This window comes from Haemophilus parainfluenzae (assembly GCF_014931415.1).
In the GTDB taxonomy this organism is placed as follows: Bacteria; Pseudomonadota; Gammaproteobacteria; order Enterobacterales; family Pasteurellaceae; genus Haemophilus_D; species Haemophilus_D parainfluenzae_AF.
In genome coordinates, this window is the sequence record NZ_CP063121.1 from 613,025 (window position 1) to 638,507 (window position 25,483).

The window sequence follows — 25,483 nt, forward strand, 5'->3', positions numbered from 1 at the left end:
GTGATTTCCTATGCTGAATAAATCTTCGCCAGAATCTTATCGGCGCCTTGTGCTAGCAGTTGTTCTGCGATGCTCACGCCTAATGCTTCGGCGTTTTCAGCCGCACTTTTACCTTCTGCACGAATAATTGCGGAACCGTCCGTTTCCCCAACGAGTGCGCGCAGGAACACTTCGCCATTTTGCTTAATGGCATAGCCGCCGATTGGTACTTGGCAGCCGCCTTGTAAGCGGGTATTCATTGCACGCTCAGCCAAAACACAAATCGTCGTTGTGGCATCTGAAAGTGGAGCAAGTAGTGCTTTCACTTCTTCATCATCAACACGGCATTCAATGCCTACCGCACCTTGTCCAGCTGCAGGTAAAGATTGTTCTACTTCAATAAACGAAGCAATACGTTCTGCTAGTCCTAAACGAATTAAGCCGGCTGAGGCCAAAATAATGGCATCGTATTCGCCATTGTCTAATTTACTTAATCGGGTTCCCACATTGCCACGTAAAGAGCGAATATCAAGATCAGGGCGTAATTGTTTTAATTGGCATTGACGACGCAAGCTTGATGTTCCGACAATAGCGCCTTGTGGTAATTCATCTAATGAACGGTATGTATTAGACACGAAAGCATCGCGTGGATCTTCACGTTTACAGATCACACTTAACCCTAAACCTTCAGGAAATTCCATTGGCACATCTTTCATTGAATGGACGGCAATATCAGCACGTTTTTCAAGTAAAGCGTTTTCTAACTCTTTAACAAATAAGCCTTTTCCACCAATTTTAGCCAAAGGGGAATCTAAGATTACATCGCCTTTTGTCACCATTGGAACTAATTCAACAGAAAGTGTTGGGTGAAATTTCTCTAATTGATCTTTTACAAAATTCGCTTGCCAAAGGGCTAAAGGGCTTTGACGAGTCGCTATTTTTAAGGTTTTAAGTACTGCCATAAATACCGCTGATTTTAAATATAAATGTGCCCTATGCTACCATTTTTAGGGCAAAAAGTCAGATCATTTAAATTTTTGATTTCTGATGAGCTAAGTGGTACATTAATACCAGTTATATGGTCATAGGTAGGAAGCCTTGAAATACGATCTCACTCAAGCCCGAAAATGTATCGAAACTCTAGATAAACGTCGTTTTGATCGTGCATTGTTGGGCTCTGGTGATGCATTCCGACACATTGTCTCTTTGGTGCCGCTGCTGTTGCATCTTAATCATTCAGCTCTGCCGGGTTATGTGGAAGATGCCCCTGCAGGCATTGCCGATTTTATCCTTTCCAATTATCAGCAAAATTTTCTCTCAAAAGAACATCCCGAACTTGTCGAAGACGTGCAAAGTGCGGTCAATTCTGATGCTGTTTTTTCACCGATCTTAGGCATTTATGTGATGGGCAGTTTTGGCTCTATTAGCCAAACCTCAGCTTCGGATTTAGATATTTGGGTGTGCCACCAAGACGAACTGTCTGAACAAGATCAACAACGTTTGACAGAAAAAACGAAGAAAATTAGCCATTGGGCATCCACATTTAATGTGGAAATGCATTTTTATCTGATGACGCAAAAACGCTTCCGTAATGAGCGTTATTCCGATCCATTAACTAAAGAAAACAGCGGTTCTGCTCAATATATGTTGCTGCTGGAAGAATTTTATCGTTCTGCTGTACGCCTTTCGGGGAAACCATTATTGTGGCTCCACTTGTGGGTGGAAGATGAAAAACAATATGAAGCCGAAGTTGCGCGTCTAGTGGCAGAAGGTGAGCTTAATCCAAATGATTGGGTAGATTTTGGTGGATTGGGGCAATTCTCTGCCAGTGAATACTTTGGCGCAAGCTTATGGCAACTGTATAAAGGTATTGATTCACCGTATAAATCGGTGATGAAAATCTTATTATTGGAAACCTACGCCCAAGAATACCCAAATGCCCATTTAATTGCTCGTCAATTTAAAGAAGATTTACTATCCGGTCGCAGTACCGCTGCACACCATTTTGACCCTTATATCGCGATTCTAGAGAGAATTAGTCAATATTTGACCGCACATTCAGAATTTAAGCGTCTTGATTTTGTCCGTTCTTGTTTTTATGTGAAAGCCACAGAAGACTTTGCGTTATATCACGCGTCAAACTGGCGTATTTCTTATATGAAAATGATGGCTCAAGAATGGGGCTGGTCAAAAGAACGCATTGAAGAATTGGATCAACGTCCAAATTGGAAAGTCAAACGGGTGAAAGAAAGTCACACTAATTTAGTGACCTTCTTGATGATGAGTTATCGAAATCTAGTGGATTTTGCGCGTAAACATAAAATTAATTCTAGCGTGATTCCGCAAGATATTACGGTACTTTCTCGTAAGCTTTATACTGCATTTGAAGAGCTACCAGGTAAAATTACGCTACTGAATCCACAGATTTCGCATAATTTAGCAGAAGAGCACCTCACATTTATCGAAGTTCACGGTAATAAGAATTTTAAGGATGGGTGGTATCTGGTGAATCAGCCGCCAAATCATATTATGTTCTCGAAAGAACGCGTGATTGAATATGGGGAAAGTTTAAATAAAGTGGTCGCATGGGCTTATTTTAATCGCTTGCTAACAGCTGAAACGCGTTTACATCTAATTAGTCAAAATATCGACCAACTGACTTTACGTAATTTTGTTGCCGATTTACGCTTGTTTTTCCCGCATACCAATGGCCAAGCGCCTACAAATGAGGCGCTTTCGTCCCAATGTGAAATCCGTGATCTATTTATTGCAGTAAACTTAGTAAATGACCCAACTGCACAAGTGGAAGAACTTAAATCCAATATTTCCCCAAGTGATTTATTCAGTTTTGGTCAGTTAGAACAGAGTTTGGTCGGAAGCATTGATTTCACTTACCGTAACGTATGGAATGAAATTCGAACCTTACACTTTGAAGGGCAGAATGCGATTTTGCTTGCCTTAAAAGTGCTTTCTAATAAAATTGATCAGGGTGTAAATCAGCCGCGTTCTGTACAGGTTTTCTGTTACAGTAAACACTACAATCGTACGTTGCGAAACTTAGTGAGTGCGTTAGTCAATCGTTGTATTAGTATTCAATTGGGGGATAGTCGTCCAACAACCCATTCTCGTTTACGTGTAGCAGGGAAAAACTGGCAATTCTTTTTTGAGGAAAAAGGGATTAGTTTGCAACCTATTGAAGGCGGAAAAGAAAGTGCGGTCAATTTTGAGGACGTTTTACCGACTCAGTTGGAAGAAAAAGAAATTATTCCTGAAGCCCGTCGATACCCGCCTGAAATTGATTTATTTGCCAGTGAAGGTTTTTTACAGTTCTTTTTTGAAGATAATGTGGATGATAGTTTTAACGTCTATTTGTTAGATGAAAAAAATCGTCTCGAAATTTATCGTCAATGTGAAGGTTCGAAAGATGATAAAGTACGTGAAATAAATCAGATTTATCAATCGCTTGGTTCGAAAGATTGTGAAAATCCGTATAAAATGGTGCAACGGAATTTTAATTATCCTCAATTTTATCAATTGCATCCGACAGAAAGTGGCATGCGTATTATGCCGTTCAAATTTAAAAGCAAAAGGACTTGCGAATAGCTCAATCAAAACAAGCATTGTTTGAGGTAAATCAAATTTATCTGCAAATTATGCATTGGAAGATAGGCAAAATCCCGATAGAATCCTTCGTTCGAAAATCTATTGAGAAATAATCTAAGGCTGTGGACGTTTTCGCCTTCAGGCGATAGAATGTTCGTCCGCTTATCTCTTGGAGAATATGATGCAAGAAAAGTTAAAAGTATTAATTATCGACGACCATCCATTAATGCGTCGTGGTATCAAACAATTAGTTGAATTAGAAGAGCATTTTGAAGTCGTTGCCGATGTAGGAAGCGGTACAGAAGGCATTTCCATTGCGATTCAAGAATCCCCGGATTTAATCATTTTAGATCTGAATATGAAAGGTCTCTCTGGTTTAGATACCCTTAAAGGCTTGCGTGCAGAAGGTGTTGATGCACGAATTTTGATCTTAACTGTGTCTGATGCTAAAAATGATATTTTCACTCTCATTGATGCGGGTGCTGATGGTTATTTATTGAAAGATACTGAGCCAGATGTGCTACTTGAACAAATTAAACGTATTGCACAAGGTGAAGTGATTTTAAGTGATTCGATTAAAAATCTTCTTTTAGAACGCAAACATACTGTTGATCCAATGGATTCACTCACCGATCGTGAAATGGACGTATTACGTTTAATCGCAACAGGTTTATCGAATAAACAAATTGCAGGCCAACTTTTCATTTCTGAAGAGACGGTCAAAGTGCATATTCGTAATTTACTGCGTAAACTTAACGTGCATTCACGTGTTGCTGCGACTGTCTTGTTCTTCGAACGAAATGGTCGATAGTCAAGTTTCAAAACGTAAAAAAGTGCGGTCAAAATTGACCGCACTTTTTATTTATCTCGGCACACCCCGTAATAAAGGAATTGGCTCAAATGGCGCAACTGAGGTTGGCGCAGGAATATCATTAAAAATTAAGATAAATGGTTTAGGTGGTAAGATTTTTTCATTTCGCCACAAGCTTCCCATGCTGACTAATTGAATATCATCGGGTAAATTCTTTATTCCTGATTTTAATACGGCTACAGTATTTGGGCGAGGGTGTCCAATAGCAATGGCTGTGCCATGTTTACGCGCATATTGAATTGCACTTTGAAATTGGCGTTGAACATCTGCCAAATTATCACTGTCATCTAAAAACACATGGCGATCTAATACACGTACGCCTTGTTCTTTTGCTATTTTTCCCGCAACTGATTTTCCGATAGTACGGCTATCTAAAAAGAATAAATGCTGCTCGCGAAGTGCGGACATTAAATAAGTCATTAATGTGGCATCGGCTGTGGCTGCACTGCCCATATGATTATTCATTCCGATAGCATTGGGCACAATAGATTTAGCTTTTTTCACTCGCTCATTCACTTGCGCTTCAGACAAGCCTAAAGTCAAACCACCTTCTTCAATTTTAATATTGCTGACAGGCTGCATTGGCATATGAATAAGAATATCGTGATTTTGTGCTTTCGCTTCTTGATTGCGAATTTTGGCATAGGGCGCAGCAGGAATAATCGCAACGGAGATTTCTTTTGGCATGGCTAAAACCTCAGCATCTTCTTTCGGATGATAGCCAATGTCATCAATCACAATAGCTAGTTTGCCCTGTGCAAAAGTAAAAGCAGAGAAAAGTGCGGTTGAAAAAATGAGCGTATTTTTGACCGCACTTTGAAAGAATGCCGCCATTATTTAATCCACCCAGCTGGATTCACAGGCACCCCTTTACGGCTAATTCCAAAGTAAAGTGCCGGTTTAGAGAGCTCACCCGTATTACCTACTTGCGCAATGGTCTGTCCCGCAGACACCAGCTGACCCTGTTTCACAAATACCGCTTGGTTGAAACCATATAAGCTCAAGTCGCTGTCGCCGTGTTTCACAATCACCATATAACCATAGCCATTAAGATGACCCGCTAGAATGACACGACCACTTGCAATAGCTTTTACCGCGGTACCCGTTGGTGCGCCGATAACCATACCTTTCCAACGCACTTCTCCCGCTTGGATTGAACCAAAGGAATGCAATGTCGGACCGGAAACGGGACGACTGTATTGACGTGCAGCCGTACCTAAACCACTGGTGCTGTTAATCAACTTACGTTCTTGATCAGTTGGTTGATAAGGTTTTGAGGTCCGTTTTTCTTCCTCTTGTTTTTTCTGAGCAAGGGCTTCACGCTCACGTTGTTCTTGTTGGCGAGCGGCTTGTTCAGCACGTTGAATTTCTTGGCGAAGGGCATTTTCGTTCGCTTTCAACGTTTCCAATTTATTCTGATCTTTCGTTAAGTTTTTATTGAGTTCATTTAACGTAGATTGACGTTCTTGTTGTGCTTTTTGTAATTCTAGCTGTTGTTTCTTTTGCGTAGAAAGTTGCTCGCGATGGTTTTTTTGTTGCCCTGAAATCGCTTCGCGTTGTTTCGCTAAATTCTCTTGTGTCGCTTTCAGATTGTTAATCATATCAATGCGAACTTGGTTTAAGTGCTGATAATACACTTTCATGCGTTCCGCTTTTTTGGCATCTTCCGAAAGCATTCTTTCCAAGGTAGAAGGATTGACACCTGAGCGATAGATGGCATCTATTTGTTGCGCGAGCTTCGCTTTTTGCACACGCTCTTGCTTTTCTAATTGCTTGATTTGCTTTTCCGTTTCCGCCATTTGCTTGCGGATTTCTTGCAAACTTAATTCTGTTTCACGTAATTCACCGACAACGCTGTTAATTTTGCTTTCTTGATCTTTAAGACTGGCTTGGAGTTTAGCTTGTGCGCGTTTTTGCTCGGCGATCTTCGATTCTTGTTGTTTAATTTGTTTTTGAATTTGGTTGAGATCGTTGCCTTGCGCGAAAGATGAAAAGCCAAGCAGACCGCAAGCCAAAAGTGCGGTCAGTTTTGATAAGATTTTTTTTCTACGATTGCTTTGCTGCATACATCTAAACTTGAGAGAAATTAAGGGACGAATAAAGTTTAAATACTAGCATTATTTTTGAGTGGCTAAAAGTTTACAGGCGATTTTTTGCGAAAGATCAGTAAATACCGCCTTTTTGCTTTTAAACATAACGATTTTTTGCTATAAAAGAGCCATTCATTTTTTTATTAATACTTAGGAGATCCTTATGGAATTAGTATTCATTCGTCACGGTTTCAGTGAGTGGAACGCAAAAAATTTGTTCACCGGTTGGCGTGATGTGAATTTAACCGAGCGCGGCGTAGAAGAAGCAAAAGCTGCGGGTAAAAAATTGTTCGAGAAAGGCTATGAATTTGATATTGCCTTCACTTCTGTTTTAACTCGTGCAATCAAAACCTGTAACATCGTGTTAGAAGAATCTCACCAATTATGGATTCCTCAAGTGAAAAACTGGCGTTTAAATGAGCGTCACTATGGTGCATTACAAGGCTTAGATAAAAAAGAAACAGCAGAGAAATACGGTGATGAACAAGTTCATATCTGGCGTCGTTCTTATGATATTTCTCCTCCAGATTTAGATCCGAAAGATCCAAATTCTGCACATAATGATCGTCGTTATGCAAACATTCCGTCTGATGTTATACCAAATGCAGAAAACTTAAAATTAACCTTAGAACGTGCATTACCATTCTGGGAAGACCAAATTGCTCCAGCAATGCTTTCTGGTAAACGTGTTTTAGTGGTGGCACACGGTAACTCACTTCGTGCATTAGCAAAACACATCATCGGTATTTCTGATGCGGAAATCATGGATTTTGAAATCCCAACCGGTCAACCGTTAGTGTTAAAACTTGACGATAAATTAAACTACGTAGAACACTACTATCTTTAATTTATAAGTGAATTTCAAAGTGCGGTTAATTTTGACCGCACTTTTTGTTTAAGGAGAATAAAGGATGAAAAAATTACTCGCGGTGATTTTTGCCTTGTTACCTGTTTTGGCCTTTGCAGCATCGCCAAATCATACGGCAAAATCAACTCAAACTAAATCAGTGAAAACGGCAGTTAAAAAAGTGGAAGCCAAGAAAGCCACTACACCTAAAACCGTAGCTAAAACAGCGAAAAAGAAAGCTGATGCCAAAAAAGCAGAAGTGAAAAAGCCAGCTAAAATTGTTGAAGCGAAAAAAGCGGTAACGAAAAAAGAAAAAAGAAAAAATAAAACGACAAATAAAGCCGACAAAACAGAGCCGACAAAAACGAAAGGCAAACAGCCAGTAGAAAAAACTAAACAAACGGCGGTAAAAGACAAAAAGACGGTAGTGAAAAGCAAGCAAAGTGCAGTTAAAGAATCAGCGAAACCTGAAAAGGTGATGGCTAAAAAAACACCAGCAGTTAAAACTGAAGTGAAGAAAGCGGAGCCCAAAGCTGTTGAAAAAGTGACTGAAAAGAAAGTAGATGCTGTCGCACAAAAAACAGCCAGTATGGTGACAAAATCCGTCGTCGTACCAAGATGTAATGATTCAAAAGTTTTTGCGGTATTATCTGATGCCTTTAAAAAACAAGGTGCTGCTACTAACACCCAAATGACAGTGAAACAAATCTCGCAAGCCCGAGAAACGCAATCTTATCCACAACAAGGCATTCGCAGCTGTAATGCGATAGTGGAAACCAATGGCGTTAAATATGTTACCGATTACAGCATTATCTTGAATGATAAAGGCTTTTTCGTGCAAGTTGAAAACGCACAACCCGCTCAACGTTTCTAATCTTAACGTGCGTTATTTAAATGAAGTTGTTTAAATAACGCACGCATTTCTTCTTCATTCAAACAGCGATATTCACCGTTGCTTAATCCATCAAGTGTTAAATGACTCATTTGATAACGGATGAGACGCAATGTAGGAAAGCCGATATGTGCCGTCATTCGACGCACTTGTCGATTACGCCCTTCACTAATTTTGATCTCCAGCCAGCTCGTTGGAATACTTTGACGTTCACGAATAGGTGGGTTGCGAGGCCAGAGAAAATCTGGTTCTGAAATCAACCGCACTTTTGCCGGCTTCGTCATTCCATCTTTTAATTCAACGCCTTTGCGGAGTTTGTCTAAGTCGGACTCTTCAGGAATACCTTCCACTTGCACAAAATATGTCTTTTCAGTTTTAAACTTTGGATCTGCCAAGCGATGCTGCACTTCACCATTATTCGTTAAAATCAGCAGCCCTTCGCTATCACGATCCAATCGTCCTGCCGAATACACATTAGGAATAGCAATAAAATCTTTTAACGTAGCTCGGCTATTTTCATCGGTGAATTGTGTCAGTACATCAAACGGTTTGTTAAATAAAACAACGATTGTTTGTTCTAATGTAAGTGGCTTCGCTTTTGGCTTAAATGAACGAGTGGATTTTGCCGTTCGTTTGGTTGTAAATGAGCGAGAAGGGAAAGATTTAGACATATTATTTATTTAGTAAAAAGAGAAGGCGGATTTTACTCCGCCCTTTTATATTACCATTGATAGCGATAAACCGCTTGAATTGCATAAGGTTTATCGAAGTTTTTACCGTCAGCACGGCTTACTTCTAAACCAAAACGATGATTTGTAAATCCCGCATTTAAACCGACCGCACTTTCAAAACGTCCACGGCTGCTTGCAACATCAAGCGCATCCTTGCCGTAATGAATTTTACTGCTACGGTTTTTACTCGTAATCGCATTTACTTCAGCATAAGGTTGTAAATTCCAACCATTACTTAATGCAAAGCCTTTGGCTATACGTAAACCAATTCGAGAATACACAGAAGATAAGCTATCTTCATTCTCTTGTGATGAAATATGTGTCCACGCTAATTGTGCTTGCGGTGTGATTGTCCAATCGTTCGCAAGAGTAAAGCGTTTGCCTAATTCACTCGAAATCGTATAAGCGTTGTAATGGCGTTTTTCAGTGTGATTTGAGTTAGCGTGTAAACGGCTGTATTTCACGATGTTATCTACATAAATACCGTTATCTGCAAGGTAAGCTGCATATAAGCCCACGCTGTTGCTTCTTACTTTACCATCACCGTAATGACCATTGAAATCAACATTAGCTTGGCTACGACCAACAAATCCACCAACACGGAGGTTATCTGTTACAGCCGTATCAGCGCCCACTTGCAAGCTATGTACGTTTTGTTTAAAGCCAGAAGTTTCACTCTTACCAGTAGAAAGTGCGGCTAATTTTTGGCGAGAATTTACATTGCGAACCCATACATTGCCTTTTTCACCGTTTTTCACTTCGCCTAGACGTTGATGGATGCCACTTAAGTCATCTTCCACTAAAAGCAATTGTGCTTGGCGAAGAGAAACTTGAATATTTGATAAGTTTGTAAGCAATGGTTTTTTAGGGATCGATGTATAATCTGGCACATTTGGATTATTTGAGGCGGCGTTATTAGATCCAGTATTGTCTGGAACATTAGTTTCTACAGAACTCGTTGAATCTAATGCTTTCTGAGAATGCACTAACACCCAATTATTTCCTTCTTTTGTGAGGAAATATTGGTAAGCCCCTAAATCCACACGATTGTTTGGGTTAGTTAAGCTAAACGCCGCATTACCACCATTGGTTTCTACAAGTGTCACTTTGCCGTTATCAACATTTGCGCCTTGGTTAGTGACACCAATTTTATGATTACCTTCAGCTGTACCTTTGATAACGATTTTATCGCTTTTGTTTTCAGCGATATTCGTGTTTAGATTGAATGTGCCTGAGCCGGTGAGATTGCCACGAACAATGATACCTTGGTAGTTATCATTGGCTAGATTTACTACGCCATTATTAAGAACCAAATTAGTTAAACTTGTCGTTTGAACCACGCCATCTTCATCAGTGAAAGCTTTAGTTGTCCAATTGCTATTATTTAAGTTTAAGTTGAGCACGCTATTGCTGTCGGTAGTAGTAACTCCAGAAACAGTAGAATTATTAAAGGTTAGTTGGATGTTTTCTGTAAGGCTTTCTGTACCACTTAACTTGATGCTTTCAGCACCAGTGAGCGCAAAACCACTTATTGTTGAGTTATTAAAAGTCGCAGAGAAGTGGCTGTTGATAACTTCACCCACCCCAGATCTTAAACCAATGATTCCACCTTGAGGAATTGAAACATTGGAATTATTAACGATCAATTCTGGTCGAGCTTGATTCTCCGCTTCATATACAAAAATAGAACTATCATTGTTTGATGTTATATTCACATTGTTTAATGTTAATTTACTCTTCTGATTCAGAGCAAATGCCTCTAATATGGAGTCTTGGTTGTTATCACTTATCAAAACTTTTGAGTTTTGCATTGTTACTGTTGAATTATTTAACTCAAATAAATAGCCTGCTGAGTCTGCCTTGTTAGGATTAGTAATACTATAATTTCCACCATTGATTTCAGTTGTGGAATTGGTGATATTCATTACCGCAAAAGAATGGTGTCTATTTGCTGGAATAGATAGTGAAGCATTAACATTATTTAATTGTCCGCTTGAGTTTATCATTGTTACTGCAGATAGAGACCCCCATTCAGGATCATTTGTTGGACTGGTTGGATTAATCGAACATTGATTCAACATGGCTCCACTTTGTCCAGTAATTGTCACGCCATTACTATTACAAGCCACATCGGCTGCTAGAGCTGAATTTACCAATCCAAGAGCTGCAGCGACTAAACTCATTTTAAAAGTGCGGTTAAAAATTTTATTGTTTTTCATATTAATTCCTTGGGATTATAAAAAAAGCCAACTTATTGAATAAGTTGGCTTGAATTTTACCGATTTAATAATTAACCTGCAACTGCGATACGTTTCATATCTGTCATATAACCACGTAACTCTTGACCAATTAATTCAACTGGGTGGTTACGGATTGCATCGTTTACATCGCGTAAAGTGATGTTGTCGATAGCAACTGCTGGTGTTGGTTCACCTAAATCACCTTTTTGTAAGGTTGGGATGATTTCTTTAGCAAGAATTGGGGTTGCTACGTTAGAGAATAAGTAGTTACCGTATTCTGCAGTATCAGAAATGACCACGTTCATTTCGTATAAACGTTTACGCGCGATAGTGTTAGCGATTAACGGTAATTCGTGAAGTGATTCATAATAAGCTGATTCTTCATAGATACCGCTTGCCACCATCGCATCAAAGGCTAATTCAACACCTGCTTTCACCATTGCAACCATTAATACACCGTTATCAAAGTATTCTTGTTCAGAAATTTTGATGCCGTCTGCTTTTGGTGCATTTTCAAAGGCAGTTTTGCCAGTTGCTTCACGCCATGCGAATAAATCTTTGTCGCCATTTGCCCAGTCAGCCATCATAGTTGCTGAGAAGTGACCGCTGATGATGTCATCCATGTGTTTGTAATATAAGAAACCAAGGCTTTCTTTGATTTGCTCAGCAAGTTCAAATGCACGTAATTTTGCGCTGTTTGATAAGCGATCCATCATTAATGTGATACCGCCTTGTTTTAAGGCTTCGGTAATGGTTTCCCAACCGTATTGGATCAATTTACCTGCGTATGCTGGATCTTTACCGTCGGCAACTAATTTGTCGTAACATACGATAGAACCTGCTTGTAACATACCGCAAAGAATGGTTTGTTCACCCATTAAGTCAGATTTTACTTCTGCAACAAATGAAGATTCTAATACACCTGCACGGTCACCACCGGTTGCAGCTGCCCATGCTTTCGCAATTGCCATACCTTCACCACGTGGGTCATTTGCAGGGTGAACCGCGATTAATGTTGGTACACCGAAACCACGTTTGTATTCTTCACGCACTTCAGTACCTGGACATTTTGGTGCACTCATCACCACAGTGATGTCTTCACGGATTTGCTCACCCACTTCAACAATGTTGAAACCGTGTGAGTAACCGAATGCTGAATCTTTTTTCATTAATGGCATTACATCTGCCACCACTTTAGAGTGTTGTTTGTCTGGTGTTAAGTTGATCACTAAGTCTGCAGTTGGGATTAACTCTTGGTAAGTACCCACTTTAAAGCCGTTTTCAGTTGCACGTTGGAATGAAGCACGTTTTTCTGCAATCGCTTCTGGACGTAATGCATAAGAAATGTCTAAGCCAGAGTCACGCATATTTAAACCTTGGTTTAAACCTTGCGCACCACAACCTACGATAACGATTTTTTTGCCTTTTAAGTAGTTGCAACCGTCAGCAAATTCGTTGCGATCCATAAAACGACAACGACCTAATTGATCTAATTTTTCGCGTAAATTTAATGTGTTGAAATAGTTAGCCATTTTTCATCCTTTCTATGATGTTGATTAATGTGTATGAGGTTGTGTTTGAATATAGTTTTTTGTTGCGAAGTGGATTATAAGGTTTTTAGTCGTTGCGTAAAGTGATATTATTCGCACTTAGTGTTGCAATTTTTGCAATGCTATTTACTTTTAACTATACATATGAACTTTCAAGACCTCAAAATATTTCTTCATCTTGCTGATACACAAAATTTTGCTAAAACCGCTACGCAAAATCATATGTCACCATCCACGCTTTCACGCCAGATTCAACGCATGGAAGAGGAGTTAGAACAACCTTTATTTATTCGTGATAATCGGCAAGTACGCTTAACCGAACAAGGTGAGAAATTTCTGCAATTTGCGAAAGCAGAATGGCAAAACTGGCAACAGTTTAAGCGCCAACTGCGGGATAATTCAGCGGAATTAAGCGGAGAATTACGCTTATTTTGCTCAGTAACCGCTTCATATAGCCACTTGCCACAGGTGTTAGCCAAGTTTCGTACGCGTTATCCGAAAGTTGAAATTCAACTGACAACTGGTGACCCCGCTTCAGCGGTACAATTCATTCAATCGGAACAAGTGGATCTCGCTTTGGCGGGAAAACCGAATAATCTGCCGGCCGGATTAGAGTTTTATAAGATTGATGATATTTCCCTTTCATTAATTGCGCCTCGAGTCGCTTGTTTAGCCACACAATTATTACAAGAAGAACCTATCAATTGGCAGCAAATGCCTTTCATTTTGCCGTTAGATGGAATGGCACGTCAGCGTATCGAACAATGGCTACGTAGCAAACACATTAAACATCCCAAAATTTATGCTACTGTGGCAGGTCATGAAGGCATTGTGCCAATGGTGGCACTTGGTTTTGGATTAGCGATGTTGCCGGATGTGGTGATTGATAATAACCCTATGTCAAAAGACGTGTCTCGTTTAAATTTAGACAATCCCGTTGAGGCGTTTGATTTAGGTGTTTGTGTGCAAAAAAGAAATTTAGCGAACCCCCTAATTCGTGCATTTTGGGAGATGTTAGACTAAAATAATAAGCAGAATTAACCTAAGGATTTATTATGTTAAGAGGCATACTTATTTCACTTTTAGCCTCGCTTTTATTTGGCTATATGTATTATTTTTCCACGTTACTGAAACCGCTCAGTGGCACGGATATTTTCGGCTATCGAATGCTGTTTACATTCCCTTTCGTTGCCCTTTCCGTCATCATGTTTAAGCAAAAACAGGCATTAGTGGAACATATAAAACGCATCAAAAAACAACCGCTCTTTGCCCTTTCCTATATCACCTGTGGCGCATTAATGGGTTATCAAATGTGGCTCTTTTTGTGGGCACCCAATAATGGCAGCTCCCTAAGTGTTTCTTTCGGTTATTTATTGTTGCCAATTGTGATGGTGGCCGCAGGACGGATCATTTTTAAAGAACGAATTTCAACATTGAAATTCATTGCCGTGTTAATTGCAGCAGTAGGAGTGATCTCTAACATCATTTTAAAAGGCGGATTATCTTGGGAGGCCATTGTTATCTGTGTGGGTTACACCACCTACTTCTCGATACGAAAAGCCTTAAAAAATACCGATCTTGGTGCTTTTTGCTTAGAAATGATCGCATTATTGCCGGTTAGCGTTTACTTTGCCCTTCAAACTGATTTTGCCACCGTGCAGGAATCGAATCCTAATATTTGGGGATTATTGGTATTGCTCGGGCTCATTAGTGGTTCAGCATTGATTGCTTACGTGATTGCCAGCAATATGCTGCCGATGAATTTACTTGGCCTTCTAGGTTATGTTGAAACCATTTTGATGGTGATTATTTCATTTTTAATTGGAGAGGAAATGGATGCGGACAGCTATCCGTTATTCATTTGTTTGGTATTGGCGATGAGCCTGATTATTTTTGATGGCGTGTATAAACAGCGCGCAAAAGGAACAAACCATGTCGTTTAAAGAAATTAGCCCAGAACAAGCTTGGGAGATGATGCAAAATGGCGCCATGCTTGCTGATGTTCGGGACCCTCAACGTTTTACCTATTCCCATGCGAAAGGGGCGTTTCATTTAACTAACCAAAGCTTTTTACAATTTGAAGAACTGGTGGATTTTGACTCCCCGATTATCGTGAGTTGTTATCATGGCGTGAGCAGCCGAAATGTGGCGACTTTCCTCGTTGAACAAGGCTATGAAAATGTGTTTAGTGTCATTGGTGGATTTGATGGTTGGGTAAAAGCTGGTTTACCGATAGAAACGGCTTATTAGTATTTTTTGATTTAAAGTGCGGTGAAATTTACCGCACTTTTCTTCTTGTCTCGCTATTGCTTATCCACAATCGCTTTCAACATCGTGTAAGATTGAGCTTGTTTTTTCTCATCAAAAATATAGCTTACCGCCATAATTTCATCAAAATGTACCCGTTCACGTAGTTGCTTGAGTTGAAATTCCACGCTTTCAGGACTACCGATCAGTGAACAAGCAGTCATTTGTTCCACCACTGCGCGTTCTTGGTTGTAAATTGGGATTTCCTCGAAATCGACTGGTCCAAAGTGCGGTTTCTTTTGAGCATGCATTTGGGCTTTCCAAACGTCTTCTTCTGATGCCATTGGTGGTTGTAAATTTTGTTGCGCGTTAGTCACTACGTTTAAGAAAAATAGTGTTTGTGTTGTCGCCAGTTGTCTCGCTTCTTTATCGGTTTCGGCAACGATCGCGTTCACACCTAAGATGACATAAGGCTCAGCAAGATAGGTCGATGGTTTGAAGTTTTTGCGGTAAATCTCCACTGCCATTTCCATCATACGTGGTGCAAAGTGTGAGGCAAAGGCATAAGGCAAGCCAAGTTCTGCCGCAAGATACGCGCTTTCGGTGCTGGATCCCAAAATATAAAACGGTATATTCAAGCCTGCGGAAGGGTACGCAGAAACCGGGTTGCAATCTTTAAAGTAACCGCGAAGTTCCGCAATTTCCGCAGGGAAATCTAGGCTGTTTCGTCCACGACGAAGAGCTGCAGCCGTTTGCATATCCGTTCCTGGCGCACGCCCTAAACCGAGTTCAACACGGTTTGGATAAAGCGTCTCCAGTGTGCCATATTGCTCTGCTACCACATAAGGCGAATGATTCGGTAACATCACGCCACCTGAGCCAACGCGCAGGGTCTTCGTATTGGCTAGCGTATGCTGAATTAAAAGTGCGGTCGCAGAACTCACCAAATTTTTCATATTATGATGCTCAGCAATCCAATAGCGTTCAATGCCGATGTTTTCAGCATGTTTTGCAAGATTGACCATAGACTCAACGGCTTGCAAATAAGTTTGCCCTTCCCGAACGGGGGCAAGATTAAGAATAGAGAGCTTCATTTTATTTCCTCATGATTGATTTGTGAGCGTTATTATACTTGGTTTTTCTGGCAGAAATATCGATAAAATTGGAATAGGCTGTTCCGAGAAAAGGAAAAATATTGCAAAATAAGCACAAATTCAGATGTATTCGAAAAAATGATTGTATTTAATAATATTTCCCTAAAGCGCGGGCAAACCGAATTGCTCGAGAATGCCACGGCAACTATTAATCCGAAACAAAAAGTCGGTTTGGTAGGTAAGAATGGTTGCGGTAAGTCTTCTCTTTTTGCCCTATTAAAAAAAGAATTAACGCCAGAGGGCGGCGAGGTCACTTATCCATCTAACTGGCGGGTATCTTGGGTGAATCAAGAAACGCCAGCATTGGATATTCCCGCCATTGATTATGTGATTCAAGGGGATCGCGAATATTGCCGTTTGCAGCAGGAACTTAATGAAGCCAATGAACGTAATGATGGCCATGCAATTGCGCGTATTCACGGGCAATTAGAAACCTTAGATGCTTGGACAATTCAATCTCGCGCGGCTTCCTTATTGCATGGTTTAGGTTTTAACCAAGAAGAAATCGCTCAACCGGTGAAATCCTTCTCTGGTGGTTGGCGGATGCGTTTAAATTTGGCGCAAGCATTGCTTTGTCCATCGGATTTATTATTACTGGATGAGCCAACCAACCATTTGGATTTGGATGCAGTGATTTGGTTAGAACGTTGGTTAGTGCAATATCAAGGCACCTTGGTACTAATTTCCCACGACCGTGATTTTCTCGATCCAATTGTGACGAAAATTCTTCATATCGAAAATCAGAAGCTCAACGAATACACGGGCGATTATTCTTCCTTTGAAGTGCAACGGGCAACCAAACTGGCACAACAAACGGCGATGTATCGTCAGCAACAACAAAAAATTTCCCATTTACAAAAATATATCGACCGTTTTAAAGCCAAAGCGACTAAAGCTAAACAAGCACAAAGCCGCATGAAAGCCTTAGAGCGCATGGAACTAATTGCACCGGCTTATGTGGATAATCCTTTTACTTTTGAATTCCGTCCTCCACTATCCTTACCGAATCCTTTAGTGATGATTGAGCAGGCGAGCGCAGGTTATGGCAGCGGTGAAAGTGCGGTAGAAATTTTAAGTAAAATTAAACTGAATTTAGTACCGGGTTCGCGCATCGGTTTGCTCGGGAAAAATGGTGCAGGTAAATCAACCCTAATTAAATTGTTAGCCGGCGAGCTCACCGCCCTTTCTGGTACAGTGCAATTAGCTAAAGGCGTGCAACTTGGCTATTTTGCTCAACATCAGCTTGATACGCTACGTGCAGATGAATCCGCTCTCTGGCACATGCAGAAACTCGCACCAGAGCAAACGGAGCAACAGGTACGGGATTATCTTGGGAGTTTTGCGTTTCATGGTGATAAAGTTAACCAAGAGGTGAAAGCCTTTTCTGGTGGAGAAAAAGCTCGTTTGGTGCTTGCACTGATTGTTTGGCAACGTCCAAACCTATTACTGCTCGACGAACCAACCAACCATTTGGATTTGGATATGCGTCAGGCATTAACCGAAGCGCTGGTGGATTACGAAGGATCTTTGGTGGTGGTTTCTCACGATCGCCACTTACTACGTAATACCGTGGAAGAATTCTATTTGGTACACGATAAAAAAGTGGAAGAATTCAAAGGCGATTTAGAGGATTATCAAAAGTGGCTGAGTGAACAAAATAGCGCACAAGAAAATAAATCCTCGGAGAAAAACGACGACAATGAAAATTCCATGCAAAACCGCAAGGAACAAAAACGTCGTGAGGCTGAACTTCGCCAACAAACTGCGCCTCTTCGTAAACAAATCTCTCAATTGGAGGAAAAAATGAATAAACATGCCTCTAAACTTGCGGAGATTGAAAACCAATTGGCAGATTCCGAACTCTACAGCGCGGAAAATAAAGAAAAATTGACCGCACTTTTGGCACAGCAAGTAGAGATGAAAAAAGCCTTGGAAGAAGTCGAAATGGATTGGTTAGCGGCCCAGGAAGAATTGGAAGCAATGCTACAAGCATAGGGACAGCGTATGAGTCAAAGTCTTTTCCAACACACAAAACACGAAGAATATTGCCCACAATGCGGCGCACCTTTGCAAATGAAACAGGGCAAAAAGGGTCTGTTTTTAGGTTGTACCGCATATCCCGCCTGTGATTATTTGCGTCCACTAAATAGGGTGGAACATAAGGTGTTGAAAGAGCTTGACGAAACCTGCCCGCAATGTGGCAATCCACTCCAACTCAAACAAGGTGCCTTTGGCATGTTCATCGGTTGCAGCCATTATCCCGATTGTGATTTTGTGGTGCATGAGCAACAGGATGAAGAACAATCCATTGACTGTCCGGAATGCCATAAAGGGCATTTAGTCGCCCGTCGCGGACGACAAGGGAAAATCTTTTATGGTTGCGATAACTTTCCCCATTGCAAATTTTCCTTACCGGCAAAACCCTATGCCATGCCTTGTCCACAATGCCATTTTCCACTTGCGCTATTAAAAAGTGAAAATGCCGAACAGCAAGTCTGGCAATGCGCGAATAAAGGCTGTCGACATATTTTTGAGAACGAAAAATGAATGTAGAACAAATTGCCGCCCGTTTAATGCAAGACGAAGTCGTTGCCTATCCTACTGAGGCTGTATTCGGTTTGGGATGCAATCCGCTAAGTGAAAGTGCGGTCAGAAAATTGCTTGATTTAAAACAGCGTCCGATTGAAAAAGGCCTTATTTTAGTCGCGCCAAGCTTGCATTTTTTGCAGCCTTTTGTTGATTTTCCCTGTTTATCTAACGAACAGCTCGCACGCTTACAGGCACAATATGAACATCCAATCACCTGGGTAGTGCCAGCAAAGGCAGAAGTCCCACATTTTCTGACGGGGCAATTTGATAGCATTGCGGTGCGTTTATGTACTCATCCTGCCGTCAAAGCCTTATGCGAAAAAACAGGCTTTGCTCTCACCTCGACCAGCGCCAACTTAACTGGTAAATCACCTTGCCGCAGCGCAGATGCCGTGCGTTCCCAATTTGGGGCAGATTTTCCCGTACTTGATGATGCAGTCGGCCAAGCACAAAATCCATCGGAAATTCGCGATTTGCTCACAAACCAACTTTTCAGACAAGGATAAGATATGCAGCACTATGCCGTTTGGGGCAATCCGATTGCCCAAAGTAAATCTCCGTTAATTCACAGCTTATTTGCCACACAAACCCAGCAAACGATGGAATATGTTGCCAAATTAGGTGACCTTGACGATTTTGAGCAGCAATTACAGGCCTTTTTTGCTGCAGGAGCGCAAGGTTGCAATATCACCGCACCATTTAAAGAACGCGCCTATGCGCTCGCTGAAGAACATAGCGAACGGGCAAAACTGGCAGAAGCCTGTAATACACTAAAAAAATTATCTAACGGCAAACTCTATGCGGACAATACCGATGGCATTGGTTTAGTGACGGATTTACAACGCTTAGATTGGATTCAGCCACAACAACGTATTTTAATTTTAGGTGCCGGCGGGGCAACCAAAGGGGTCTTACTCCCCTTATTGGAAGCACAGCAGCAGATTGTCTTGGCTAACCGCACCCTAGAAAAAGCGCAACAACTGGCAGATAAGTTCAAGCCTTACGGCACAATTGAAGCTGTCGCAATGGATGCGATTCCCGCGCAAACCTACGATTTAGTGATCAATGCAACTTCGGCCGGATTAAGCGGACATACCGCCGCTGTTGATGCCTCAATCTTATCAGAGGTCCACGCCTGTTATGACATGCAATATGCCAAAGGTGGTGACACGCCTTTTATTGCCTACTGTAAATCCTTAGGTCTGAATAATGTCAGCGATGGTTTTGGTATGTTGGTGGCGCAAGCCGCCCATTCATTTTATTTATGGCGTGGGGTGATGCCCGATTTTGTCGCAATCTATGAACAACTCAAAAAGGATATGGCATGAGTACAAGATGCCCTTGGGTAGGCGAACTTCCGATTTATATCGACTACCACGATAAGGAATGGGGCAAGCCACAATTTGATAGCCAAAAGCTGTTTGAAAAGATCTGTTTAGAAGGGCAACAGGCGGGGCTTTCATGGATTACCGTATTGAAAAAACGCGAAGCCTATCGGGCTGCGTTCCATCAATTTGATCCTGCCAAAATCGCGCAAATGACCGCACAGGATATTGATCGTTGCATGGAAAATGCCGGACTTATTCGCCATCGGGCAAAACTGGAAGCCATTGTGAAAAATGCCAAAGCCTATTTAGCCATGGAAAAGTGCGGTGAAAATTTCAGTGATTTTGTGTGGTCGTTTGTGAATCATCAACCGATTATTAATGATGTCCCCGATATTTCTGTGGTGCCCGCTAGAACTGAAATCTCAAAAGCAATGTCAAAAGCGTTGAAAAAACGTGGTTTTGTCTTTGTTGGGGAAACGATGTGTTATGCCTTTATGCAATCTATGGGGTTAGTCAATGACCATATAAATGGCTGTTGTTGTAAATGATATTCCAGTATAATCCCTCTAATTTCATCTGAATAAGAACTGAATTATGAATAAAAAATATACCTTAATTTCAATCTCAATTCTGACCGCACTTTATAGTCAACAAAGTTTGGCCGATCTGCATGCTCAATGTTTGCTTGGTGTGCCTCATTTTACTGGTGAGGTCGTGAAAGGTGATGTCAATAATTTGCCGGTTTATATTGAAGCAGATAAAGCAGAGATTAATCAGCCAACTCAGGCAATTTATCAAGGCAATGTGGATTTGAAACAAGGAAACCGCCATTTGGTAGGGAATTCAGTTGAAGTCAAGCAAACAGGTGAGGGCAATCAAACTCAACGTTGGGCTTATTTGCGAGGCGGATTTGATTATAAAGATAATCAAATTAATCTATTAGGTAATGATGCGAGTTTTAATTTAGATAGTAAAAACGGTAACGTCACCGATGCAGACTACCAGCTTGTAGGACGTCAAGGTCGCGGTAAAGCACAAGAAATCGAGTTAGGTGATGATTACCGCTTAATGAAAAACGCAACATTTACCTCTTGTTTGCCAGATGATAATGCGTGGGCGGTCGATGCCTCTGAGATTCGTCAGCACATCAAAGAAGAATATGCTGAATTTTGGCATGCACGTTTTAAAGTATTAGGTGTGCCAGTGTTCTACACTCCTTATCTACAATTACCGATTGGTGATCGCCGCCGTTCAGGTTTATTAATGCCAACAGTCGGTCATTCTAGCCGTGATGGTTATTGGTATAAACAGCCAATTTATTGGAACATTGCACCAAATTACGATGCTACATTTGCACCAAAATATATGTCACGCCGTGGCTGGCAATTAAATGGTGAATTTCGTTATTTGACACCCGTTGGTGAAGGTAAACTTGCGGGAGAATATTTAGGACGTGATCGTTATGATGAATATACTAGCGATAGCCGTAAGCGTCATTTATTCTATTGGAAACATCATTCTTCTTTTCTTGAAAACTGGCGTTTAAACATCGATTACACAAAAGTGAGCGATAAACGTTATTTTACCGATTTTGATTCCGATTATGGTAGCAGTACTGATGGTTACGCAAACCAATATGCTCGTATTGCTTACTATAAACCAAATTACAACTTTGCGATTTCTGCGCGTCAATTCCAAATTTTTGATGAGGTTTCAGTGGGGCCTTACCGTGCAATGCCACAAATCGACTTTAATTATTACAAAAATGATTTAGCGAACGGTTGGGTAGATTTCAAGTTATTCTCACAAGCAGTACGTTTTGATAATGATAGTACCTTGATGCCGACAGCATGGCGTTTTCATGTTGAACCAAGTTTGGCAACAGCGATGTCAAATAAATATGGTAGCTTGAATATTGAGACTAAACTTTACGCGACCCATTATAACCAGAAAAAAGGCTCTTCTTCTTCGGCGGAAGACGTACAAAAATCGGTAAATCGTGTATTGCCACAATTAAAAGTAGATTTACAAACGGTTTTAGCGAGCAATAAAACTTTATTTGATGGTTATACACAAACGCTTGAACCTCATGTTCAATATCTGTATCGACCATACAAAGATCAAAGTAATATCGGTTCAAAACGTGTAAATAATTACCTTGGTTTTGGTTATGATTCCGCGTTAGTTCAACAAGATTATTATTCTTTGTTCCGAGATCGTCGTTATAGTGGTTTAGACCGTATTTCATCAGCAAACCAGGTGACAGTAGGGGGGACAACCCGTTTTTATGATAAAAATGCCGATGAGCGTTTCAATTTCTCAGCAGGACAAATTTATTATTTAACGGCATCAAAAATTGACGATAATCCAAATAATCGTACGCCAAAATCCTCTTCTTCTTGGGCCTTAGAGTCTAACTGGAAAATTAGCGATAAATGGAATTGGCGAGGTAGCTACCAATACGATACATTGTTAGATAAAGCCTCCTTAGCGAATAGCAGTTTAGAATTTAACCCGATGAAGAACAATCTGATTCAGTTAAATTATCGTTATGCAAGTAAAGAGTATATCAACCAAAACTTAGGTGCATCTGCTAACCGTTACCAACAAGATATTAAACAGGTTGGTGTTGTGGCTGCATGGGAAGTGTCGGATAACTGGGCTCTTGTTGGAAAATACTATCAAGATATTGCATTGAAAAAACCGGTTGAGCAATATGTGGGCGTGCAATATAACTCGTGCTGTTGGTCTTTAGGCGTTGGCGCAAGACGTTATGTGACGAGTCGCCAAAATCAACGTAACGATCAAGTGGTTTATGACAACAGCGTTGGTGTCACCTTCGAATTACGTGGTTTAGGTGAAAATGACCATCAAAGCGGTATTGAAGACATGCTGAAGAAAGGGAAACTTCCTTATATTCAAGCGTTTAGCTTATAGTGAAATGAATAAAGGCTACCAGAAGGTAGCCTTTTTGTTTAGAAGATCGGTTAAAAAAGACGATGATTTTTGACCGCACTTTGTTTATTTTTTTCGTTTTGCTCGAGGATGGGCTTGATCATACACTTCAGCAAGATGTTGGAAATTTAAATGCGTATAAATTTGCGTGGTGGACAAATTGCTGTGTCCTAAAAGCTCTTGAACAGCCCGCAAATCTGAACTCGCTTCCAACATGTGAGTGGCAAAAGAGTGACGCAGTTTATGCGGATTGAGATGGCTGTTTAATCCTTGTCGAATGCCCCAGGTTTCCATTCGTTTTTGAATAGAGCGATGAGTAAGGCGATTTCCCTGTTGGCTCACAAAAAGGGCGTCATTCTTTGGATTAAATAAAGGGCGTACTTTCAACCATTGCTGAATTGCATGAGAAGCATAGCGTCCAAAAGGCACAATACGTTCTTTGTTTCCTTTACCAATTACTCTGACTTCACGTACACGTGTGTTAATGCTATTGAGGTTTAAGCCTTGCAATTCAGATAAGCGAAGCCCTGAGCTATACATCAATTCCATCATCGCACGATCACGCAAATCAATGGGATCTTTACTGTCATTTGAAAGCAATTTTTGGACCTGTTCGGCATCAATATTTTTTGGTAAATGTTTGCCTTGTTTAGGTGCGGAGATACCTGTTGCCGGATTCACTTTCATTTGCCCTTGTTGTACAAGATATCTGAAAAACTGACGAAGAGCAGATAAACGTAATGCCAAGCTCTTTTCTTTTAAACCTTGCTTACGGCTTTCCGCCAAAATAAGGCGAACCACGCTTGGATTTACTTGCTGCCAGTGCTGAATACCTTTTTCAGCGAGAATCGCTAAAATGGCATCCAGTTGATGTTGATAATTGGTGAGGGTATGTGGGCTTACTTGGCGTTCAATTCGCAAGTAATCCCAATATTGATTGAGGAGTGTATGCATTAGAGAGTTAATTCAAACAAACTTTTTTTCGTGTTTAGCTTAAATCCTTCGCGTTCTAAAATACTCTGTTGAGCTTGGCTCAATTCCGCCACTAAACGGTTAGATTGTGTATAACGGACAAACTCTTTTGCTTTAGAAATAAGCGCTGCATAAATCTCGGCTTGATGTTTATCTTCTTTGACAAAAATATCAGTTAATTGCCAATAGCGTTGTAGTTGTAAAGAAGATAAGCGAGGATAAAGTTGAACAAAACCAATTGCCTGTGCGTTTTCGTTTACAGCAATAAAAAACATGCTTTCATTAAAACGCATACGATTTGTTAGAAAGGTTAAAGTGCGGTCAGGATTTTCACTCATTCCGTTGGCAAGTCGATAGGCTTCAAAGAGTGGAGCAAGCACTTCTATATTCCATTGTTCGGCTTTGAAAATTTTCATTGTTACCAGACCTATTTTCCGTTTATTTATAAAATTGGTTATTTTTTATCGGTTCCGTACGGTAGATTGTAGCTTTTTAGCACAAAATAATCATCATTTCCCCAAAAAAATTTTCAAAATGTGATTTTGCACAAAGAAATCTGTTCAAAGTTTGGTATAGTAAACATACTTTTATTTATTCAATATGGAGAAACAAAAATGGCACGTCGTCCTTTAGTGATGGGTAACTGGAAATTAAACGGTTCTAAAGCCTTTACCAAAGAATTAATCGAAGGATTAAAAGCTGAATTACAAGGTGTAACAGGTTGTGATGTGGCAATTGCCCCACCTGTTATGTACTTAGGTACAGCTGAAGCGGCACTTGTAGGCAGCCAAATTGCTTTAGGTGCACAAAACGTTGATGTGAATGTTAAAGGTGCTTTCACAGGTGATATTTCAACTGAAATGTTAAAAGATTTTGGTGCAAAATATATCATTATCGGTCACTCTGAGCGTCGTACTTACCATAAAGAAAGCGACGAATTCGTCGCGAAAAAATTTGGTGCATTAAAAGAAGCAGGTTTAGTGCCAGTATTATGTATCGGTGAAACTGAAGCTGAAAACGAAGCAGGTAAAACTGAAGAAGTATGTGCGCGTCAAATTGATGCAGTCATCAATGCATTAGGTGTAGAAGCATTTAATGATGCAGTGATTGCTTACGAACCAATTTGGGCAATCGGTACGGGCAAATCAGCAACTCCAGCACAAGCTCAAGCTGTTCACGCATTTATTCGTGGCCACATCGCAGCAAAATCACAAGCTGTAGCAGATCAAGTGATCATTCAATATGGCGGTTCAGTAAATGATGCTAACGCAGCAGAATTATTCACTCAACCAGATATCGATGGTGCGTTAGTGGGCGGAGCTTCACTTAAAGCGCCTGCGTTTGCAGTAATCGTGAAAGCAGCGGCAGCAGCGAAAAACTAATTTTCTTGTTCTAAAAGAGATAAAAAGTGCGGTTAATTTTAACCGCACTTTTT

23 protein-coding genes are annotated in these 25,483 nt (G+C 40.6%); 14 read left to right on the forward strand and 9 right to left on the reverse strand.

Annotated features, from left to right (window positions below; all coding sequences use genetic code 11):
• Positions 1-8: 8 nt before the first annotated feature.
• Positions 9-941 carry a hydroxymethylbilane synthase gene (gene hemC, locus INP93_RS03045; protein ID WP_197545100.1) on the reverse strand — a complete coding sequence of 311 codons (933 nt, stop codon included), beginning with the start codon at positions 939-941 and terminating at the stop codon, positions 9-11.
• Positions 942-1,077: 136 nt separating this feature from the next.
• Here hemC and INP93_RS03050 point away from each other — a divergent pair, with 136 nt between their 5' ends.
• Together INP93_RS03050 and INP93_RS03055 are read left to right on the forward strand one after the other, a co-directional pair.
• Positions 1,078-3,582, forward strand: a complete 2,505-nt coding sequence (locus tag INP93_RS03050; protein WP_197545101.1) for a class I adenylate cyclase — start codon at positions 1,078-1,080, stop codon at positions 3,580-3,582.
• 181 nt (positions 3,583-3,763) lie between these two features.
• A complete protein-coding gene (locus INP93_RS03055; protein ID WP_070583745.1) occupies positions 3,764-4,393 on the forward strand; it encodes a response regulator in 630 nt (209 codons plus the stop codon).
• A 51-nt stretch (positions 4,394-4,444) separates the two neighbouring features.
• Here INP93_RS03055 and INP93_RS03060 read toward each other — a convergent pair whose 3' ends face one another.
• Together INP93_RS03060 and envC are read right to left on the reverse strand one after the other, a co-directional pair.
• Positions 4,445-5,287, reverse strand: a complete 843-nt coding sequence (locus INP93_RS03060; RefSeq protein WP_197545102.1) for a divergent polysaccharide deacetylase family protein — start codon at positions 5,285-5,287, stop codon at positions 4,445-4,447.
• The gene (gene envC / locus INP93_RS03065) at positions 5,287-6,519 is read right to left on the reverse strand and encodes a murein hydrolase activator EnvC (protein WP_197545103.1); all 1,233 of its coding nucleotides are present in this window, start codon (positions 6,517-6,519) and stop codon (positions 5,287-5,289) included. Before envC ends, INP93_RS03060 begins: the two co-directional genes overlap by 1 nt.
• A gap of 187 nt (positions 6,520-6,706) precedes the next feature.
• Between envC and INP93_RS03070 the strand changes: the two genes are divergently transcribed.
• Positions 6,707-7,390, forward strand: a complete 684-nt coding sequence (locus INP93_RS03070; protein ID WP_049369960.1) for a 2,3-diphosphoglycerate-dependent phosphoglycerate mutase — start codon at positions 6,707-6,709, stop codon at positions 7,388-7,390.
• A gap of 64 nt (positions 7,391-7,454) precedes the next feature.
• Positions 7,455-8,264 (forward strand): hypothetical protein, encoded by an 810-nt coding sequence (locus tag INP93_RS03075; protein ID WP_197545104.1) that lies wholly within the window; start codon positions 7,455-7,457, stop codon positions 8,262-8,264.
• 2 nt (positions 8,265-8,266) lie between these two features.
• Here INP93_RS03075 and INP93_RS03080 read toward each other — a convergent pair whose 3' ends face one another.
• The 3 genes from INP93_RS03080 to ilvC all read right to left on the reverse strand — a co-directional run bounded on the left by INP93_RS03080 (position 8,267) and on the right by ilvC (position 12,785).
• Complete coding sequence (locus tag INP93_RS03080) at positions 8,267-8,953, reverse strand: rRNA large subunit pseudouridine synthase E (protein WP_197545105.1); 687 nt, start codon at positions 8,951-8,953, stop codon at positions 8,267-8,269.
• A gap of 50 nt (positions 8,954-9,003) precedes the next feature.
• Positions 9,004-11,232, reverse strand: coding sequence for an autotransporter outer membrane beta-barrel domain-containing protein (locus INP93_RS09685; protein ID WP_232087615.1), 2,229 nt, complete (start codon positions 11,230-11,232; stop codon positions 9,004-9,006).
• A gap of 71 nt (positions 11,233-11,303) precedes the next feature.
• On the reverse strand, positions 11,304-12,785 hold the full coding sequence (ilvC, locus tag INP93_RS03090) for a ketol-acid reductoisomerase (protein WP_197545106.1): 1,482 nt from the start codon (positions 12,783-12,785) through the stop codon (positions 11,304-11,306).
• A 162-nt stretch (positions 12,786-12,947) separates the two neighbouring features.
• On the opposite strand from ilvC, the gene ilvY reads away from it, so the two are divergent.
• Genes ilvY through glpE form a run of 3 tightly spaced genes read left to right on the forward strand, consistent with a single transcriptional unit; the run spans position 12,948 to position 15,053 of the window.
• Positions 12,948-13,826: an HTH-type transcriptional activator IlvY gene (gene ilvY, locus INP93_RS03095; RefSeq protein ID WP_197545107.1), complete on the forward strand. Its 879-nt coding sequence runs from the start codon at positions 12,948-12,950 to the stop codon at positions 13,824-13,826.
• 32 nt (positions 13,827-13,858) lie between these two features.
• Positions 13,859-14,746, forward strand: coding sequence for an EamA family transporter RarD (gene rarD, locus INP93_RS03100; RefSeq protein WP_197545108.1), 888 nt, complete (start codon positions 13,859-13,861; stop codon positions 14,744-14,746).
• Positions 14,736-15,053: a thiosulfate sulfurtransferase GlpE gene (glpE, locus tag INP93_RS03105; RefSeq protein WP_197545109.1), complete on the forward strand. Its 318-nt coding sequence runs from the start codon at positions 14,736-14,738 to the stop codon at positions 15,051-15,053. The genes rarD and glpE overlap by 11 nt, the downstream gene beginning before the upstream one ends.
• 53 nt (positions 15,054-15,106) lie before the next feature.
• On the opposite strand, the gene INP93_RS03110 is transcribed toward glpE, so the two are convergent.
• Positions 15,107-16,144, reverse strand: coding sequence for an LLM class flavin-dependent oxidoreductase (locus INP93_RS03110; protein WP_005699151.1), 1,038 nt, complete (start codon positions 16,142-16,144; stop codon positions 15,107-15,109).
• A 138-nt stretch (positions 16,145-16,282) separates the two neighbouring features.
• Here INP93_RS03110 and INP93_RS03115 point away from each other — a divergent pair, with 138 nt between their 5' ends.
• From INP93_RS03115 to lptD, 6 genes are read left to right on the forward strand one after another with little or no spacing between them, the layout of a single operon-like run.
• Entirely contained in the window at positions 16,283-18,199 is a 1,917-nt protein-coding gene (locus INP93_RS03115; protein ID WP_197545110.1) for an ABC transporter ATP-binding protein, read from the forward strand.
• Between the two features lie 9 nt (positions 18,200-18,208).
• Complete coding sequence (locus INP93_RS03120; RefSeq protein ID WP_197545111.1) at positions 18,209-18,751, forward strand: DNA topoisomerase family protein; 543 nt, start codon at positions 18,209-18,211, stop codon at positions 18,749-18,751.
• Positions 18,748-19,299, forward strand: a complete 552-nt coding sequence (gene tsaC / locus INP93_RS03125; RefSeq protein WP_197545112.1) for an L-threonylcarbamoyladenylate synthase type 1 TsaC — start codon at positions 18,748-18,750, stop codon at positions 19,297-19,299. The genes INP93_RS03120 and tsaC overlap by 4 nt, the downstream gene beginning before the upstream one ends.
• Positions 19,300-19,302: 3 nt before the next feature.
• On the forward strand, positions 19,303-20,121 hold the full coding sequence (gene aroE, locus INP93_RS03130) for a shikimate dehydrogenase (protein ID WP_197545113.1): 819 nt from the start codon (positions 19,303-19,305) through the stop codon (positions 20,119-20,121).
• On the forward strand, positions 20,118-20,669 hold the full coding sequence (locus tag INP93_RS03135) for a DNA-3-methyladenine glycosylase I (protein WP_197545114.1): 552 nt from the start codon (positions 20,118-20,120) through the stop codon (positions 20,667-20,669). The genes aroE and INP93_RS03135 overlap by 4 nt, the downstream gene beginning before the upstream one ends.
• 46 nt (positions 20,670-20,715) lie before the next feature.
• A complete protein-coding gene (gene lptD, locus INP93_RS03140) occupies positions 20,716-23,058 on the forward strand; it encodes an LPS assembly protein LptD (RefSeq protein ID WP_197545115.1) in 2,343 nt (780 codons plus the stop codon).
• An 84-nt stretch (positions 23,059-23,142) separates the two neighbouring features.
• On the opposite strand, the gene xerC is transcribed toward lptD, so the two are convergent.
• Both xerC and INP93_RS03150 read right to left on the reverse strand, forming a co-directional pair.
• On the reverse strand, positions 23,143-24,030 hold the full coding sequence (xerC, locus tag INP93_RS03145) for a tyrosine recombinase XerC (protein ID WP_197545116.1): 888 nt from the start codon (positions 24,028-24,030) through the stop codon (positions 23,143-23,145).
• Complete coding sequence (locus INP93_RS03150; protein WP_070868226.1) at positions 24,030-24,464, reverse strand: GNAT family N-acetyltransferase; 435 nt, start codon at positions 24,462-24,464, stop codon at positions 24,030-24,032. The genes xerC and INP93_RS03150 overlap by 1 nt, the downstream gene beginning before the upstream one ends.
• A gap of 198 nt (positions 24,465-24,662) precedes the next feature.
• On the opposite strand from INP93_RS03150, the gene tpiA reads away from it, so the two are divergent.
• Positions 24,663-25,430, forward strand: a complete 768-nt coding sequence (gene tpiA, locus INP93_RS03155; RefSeq protein ID WP_197545117.1) for a triose-phosphate isomerase — start codon at positions 24,663-24,665, stop codon at positions 25,428-25,430.
• Positions 25,431-25,483 lie beyond the last annotated feature (53 nt).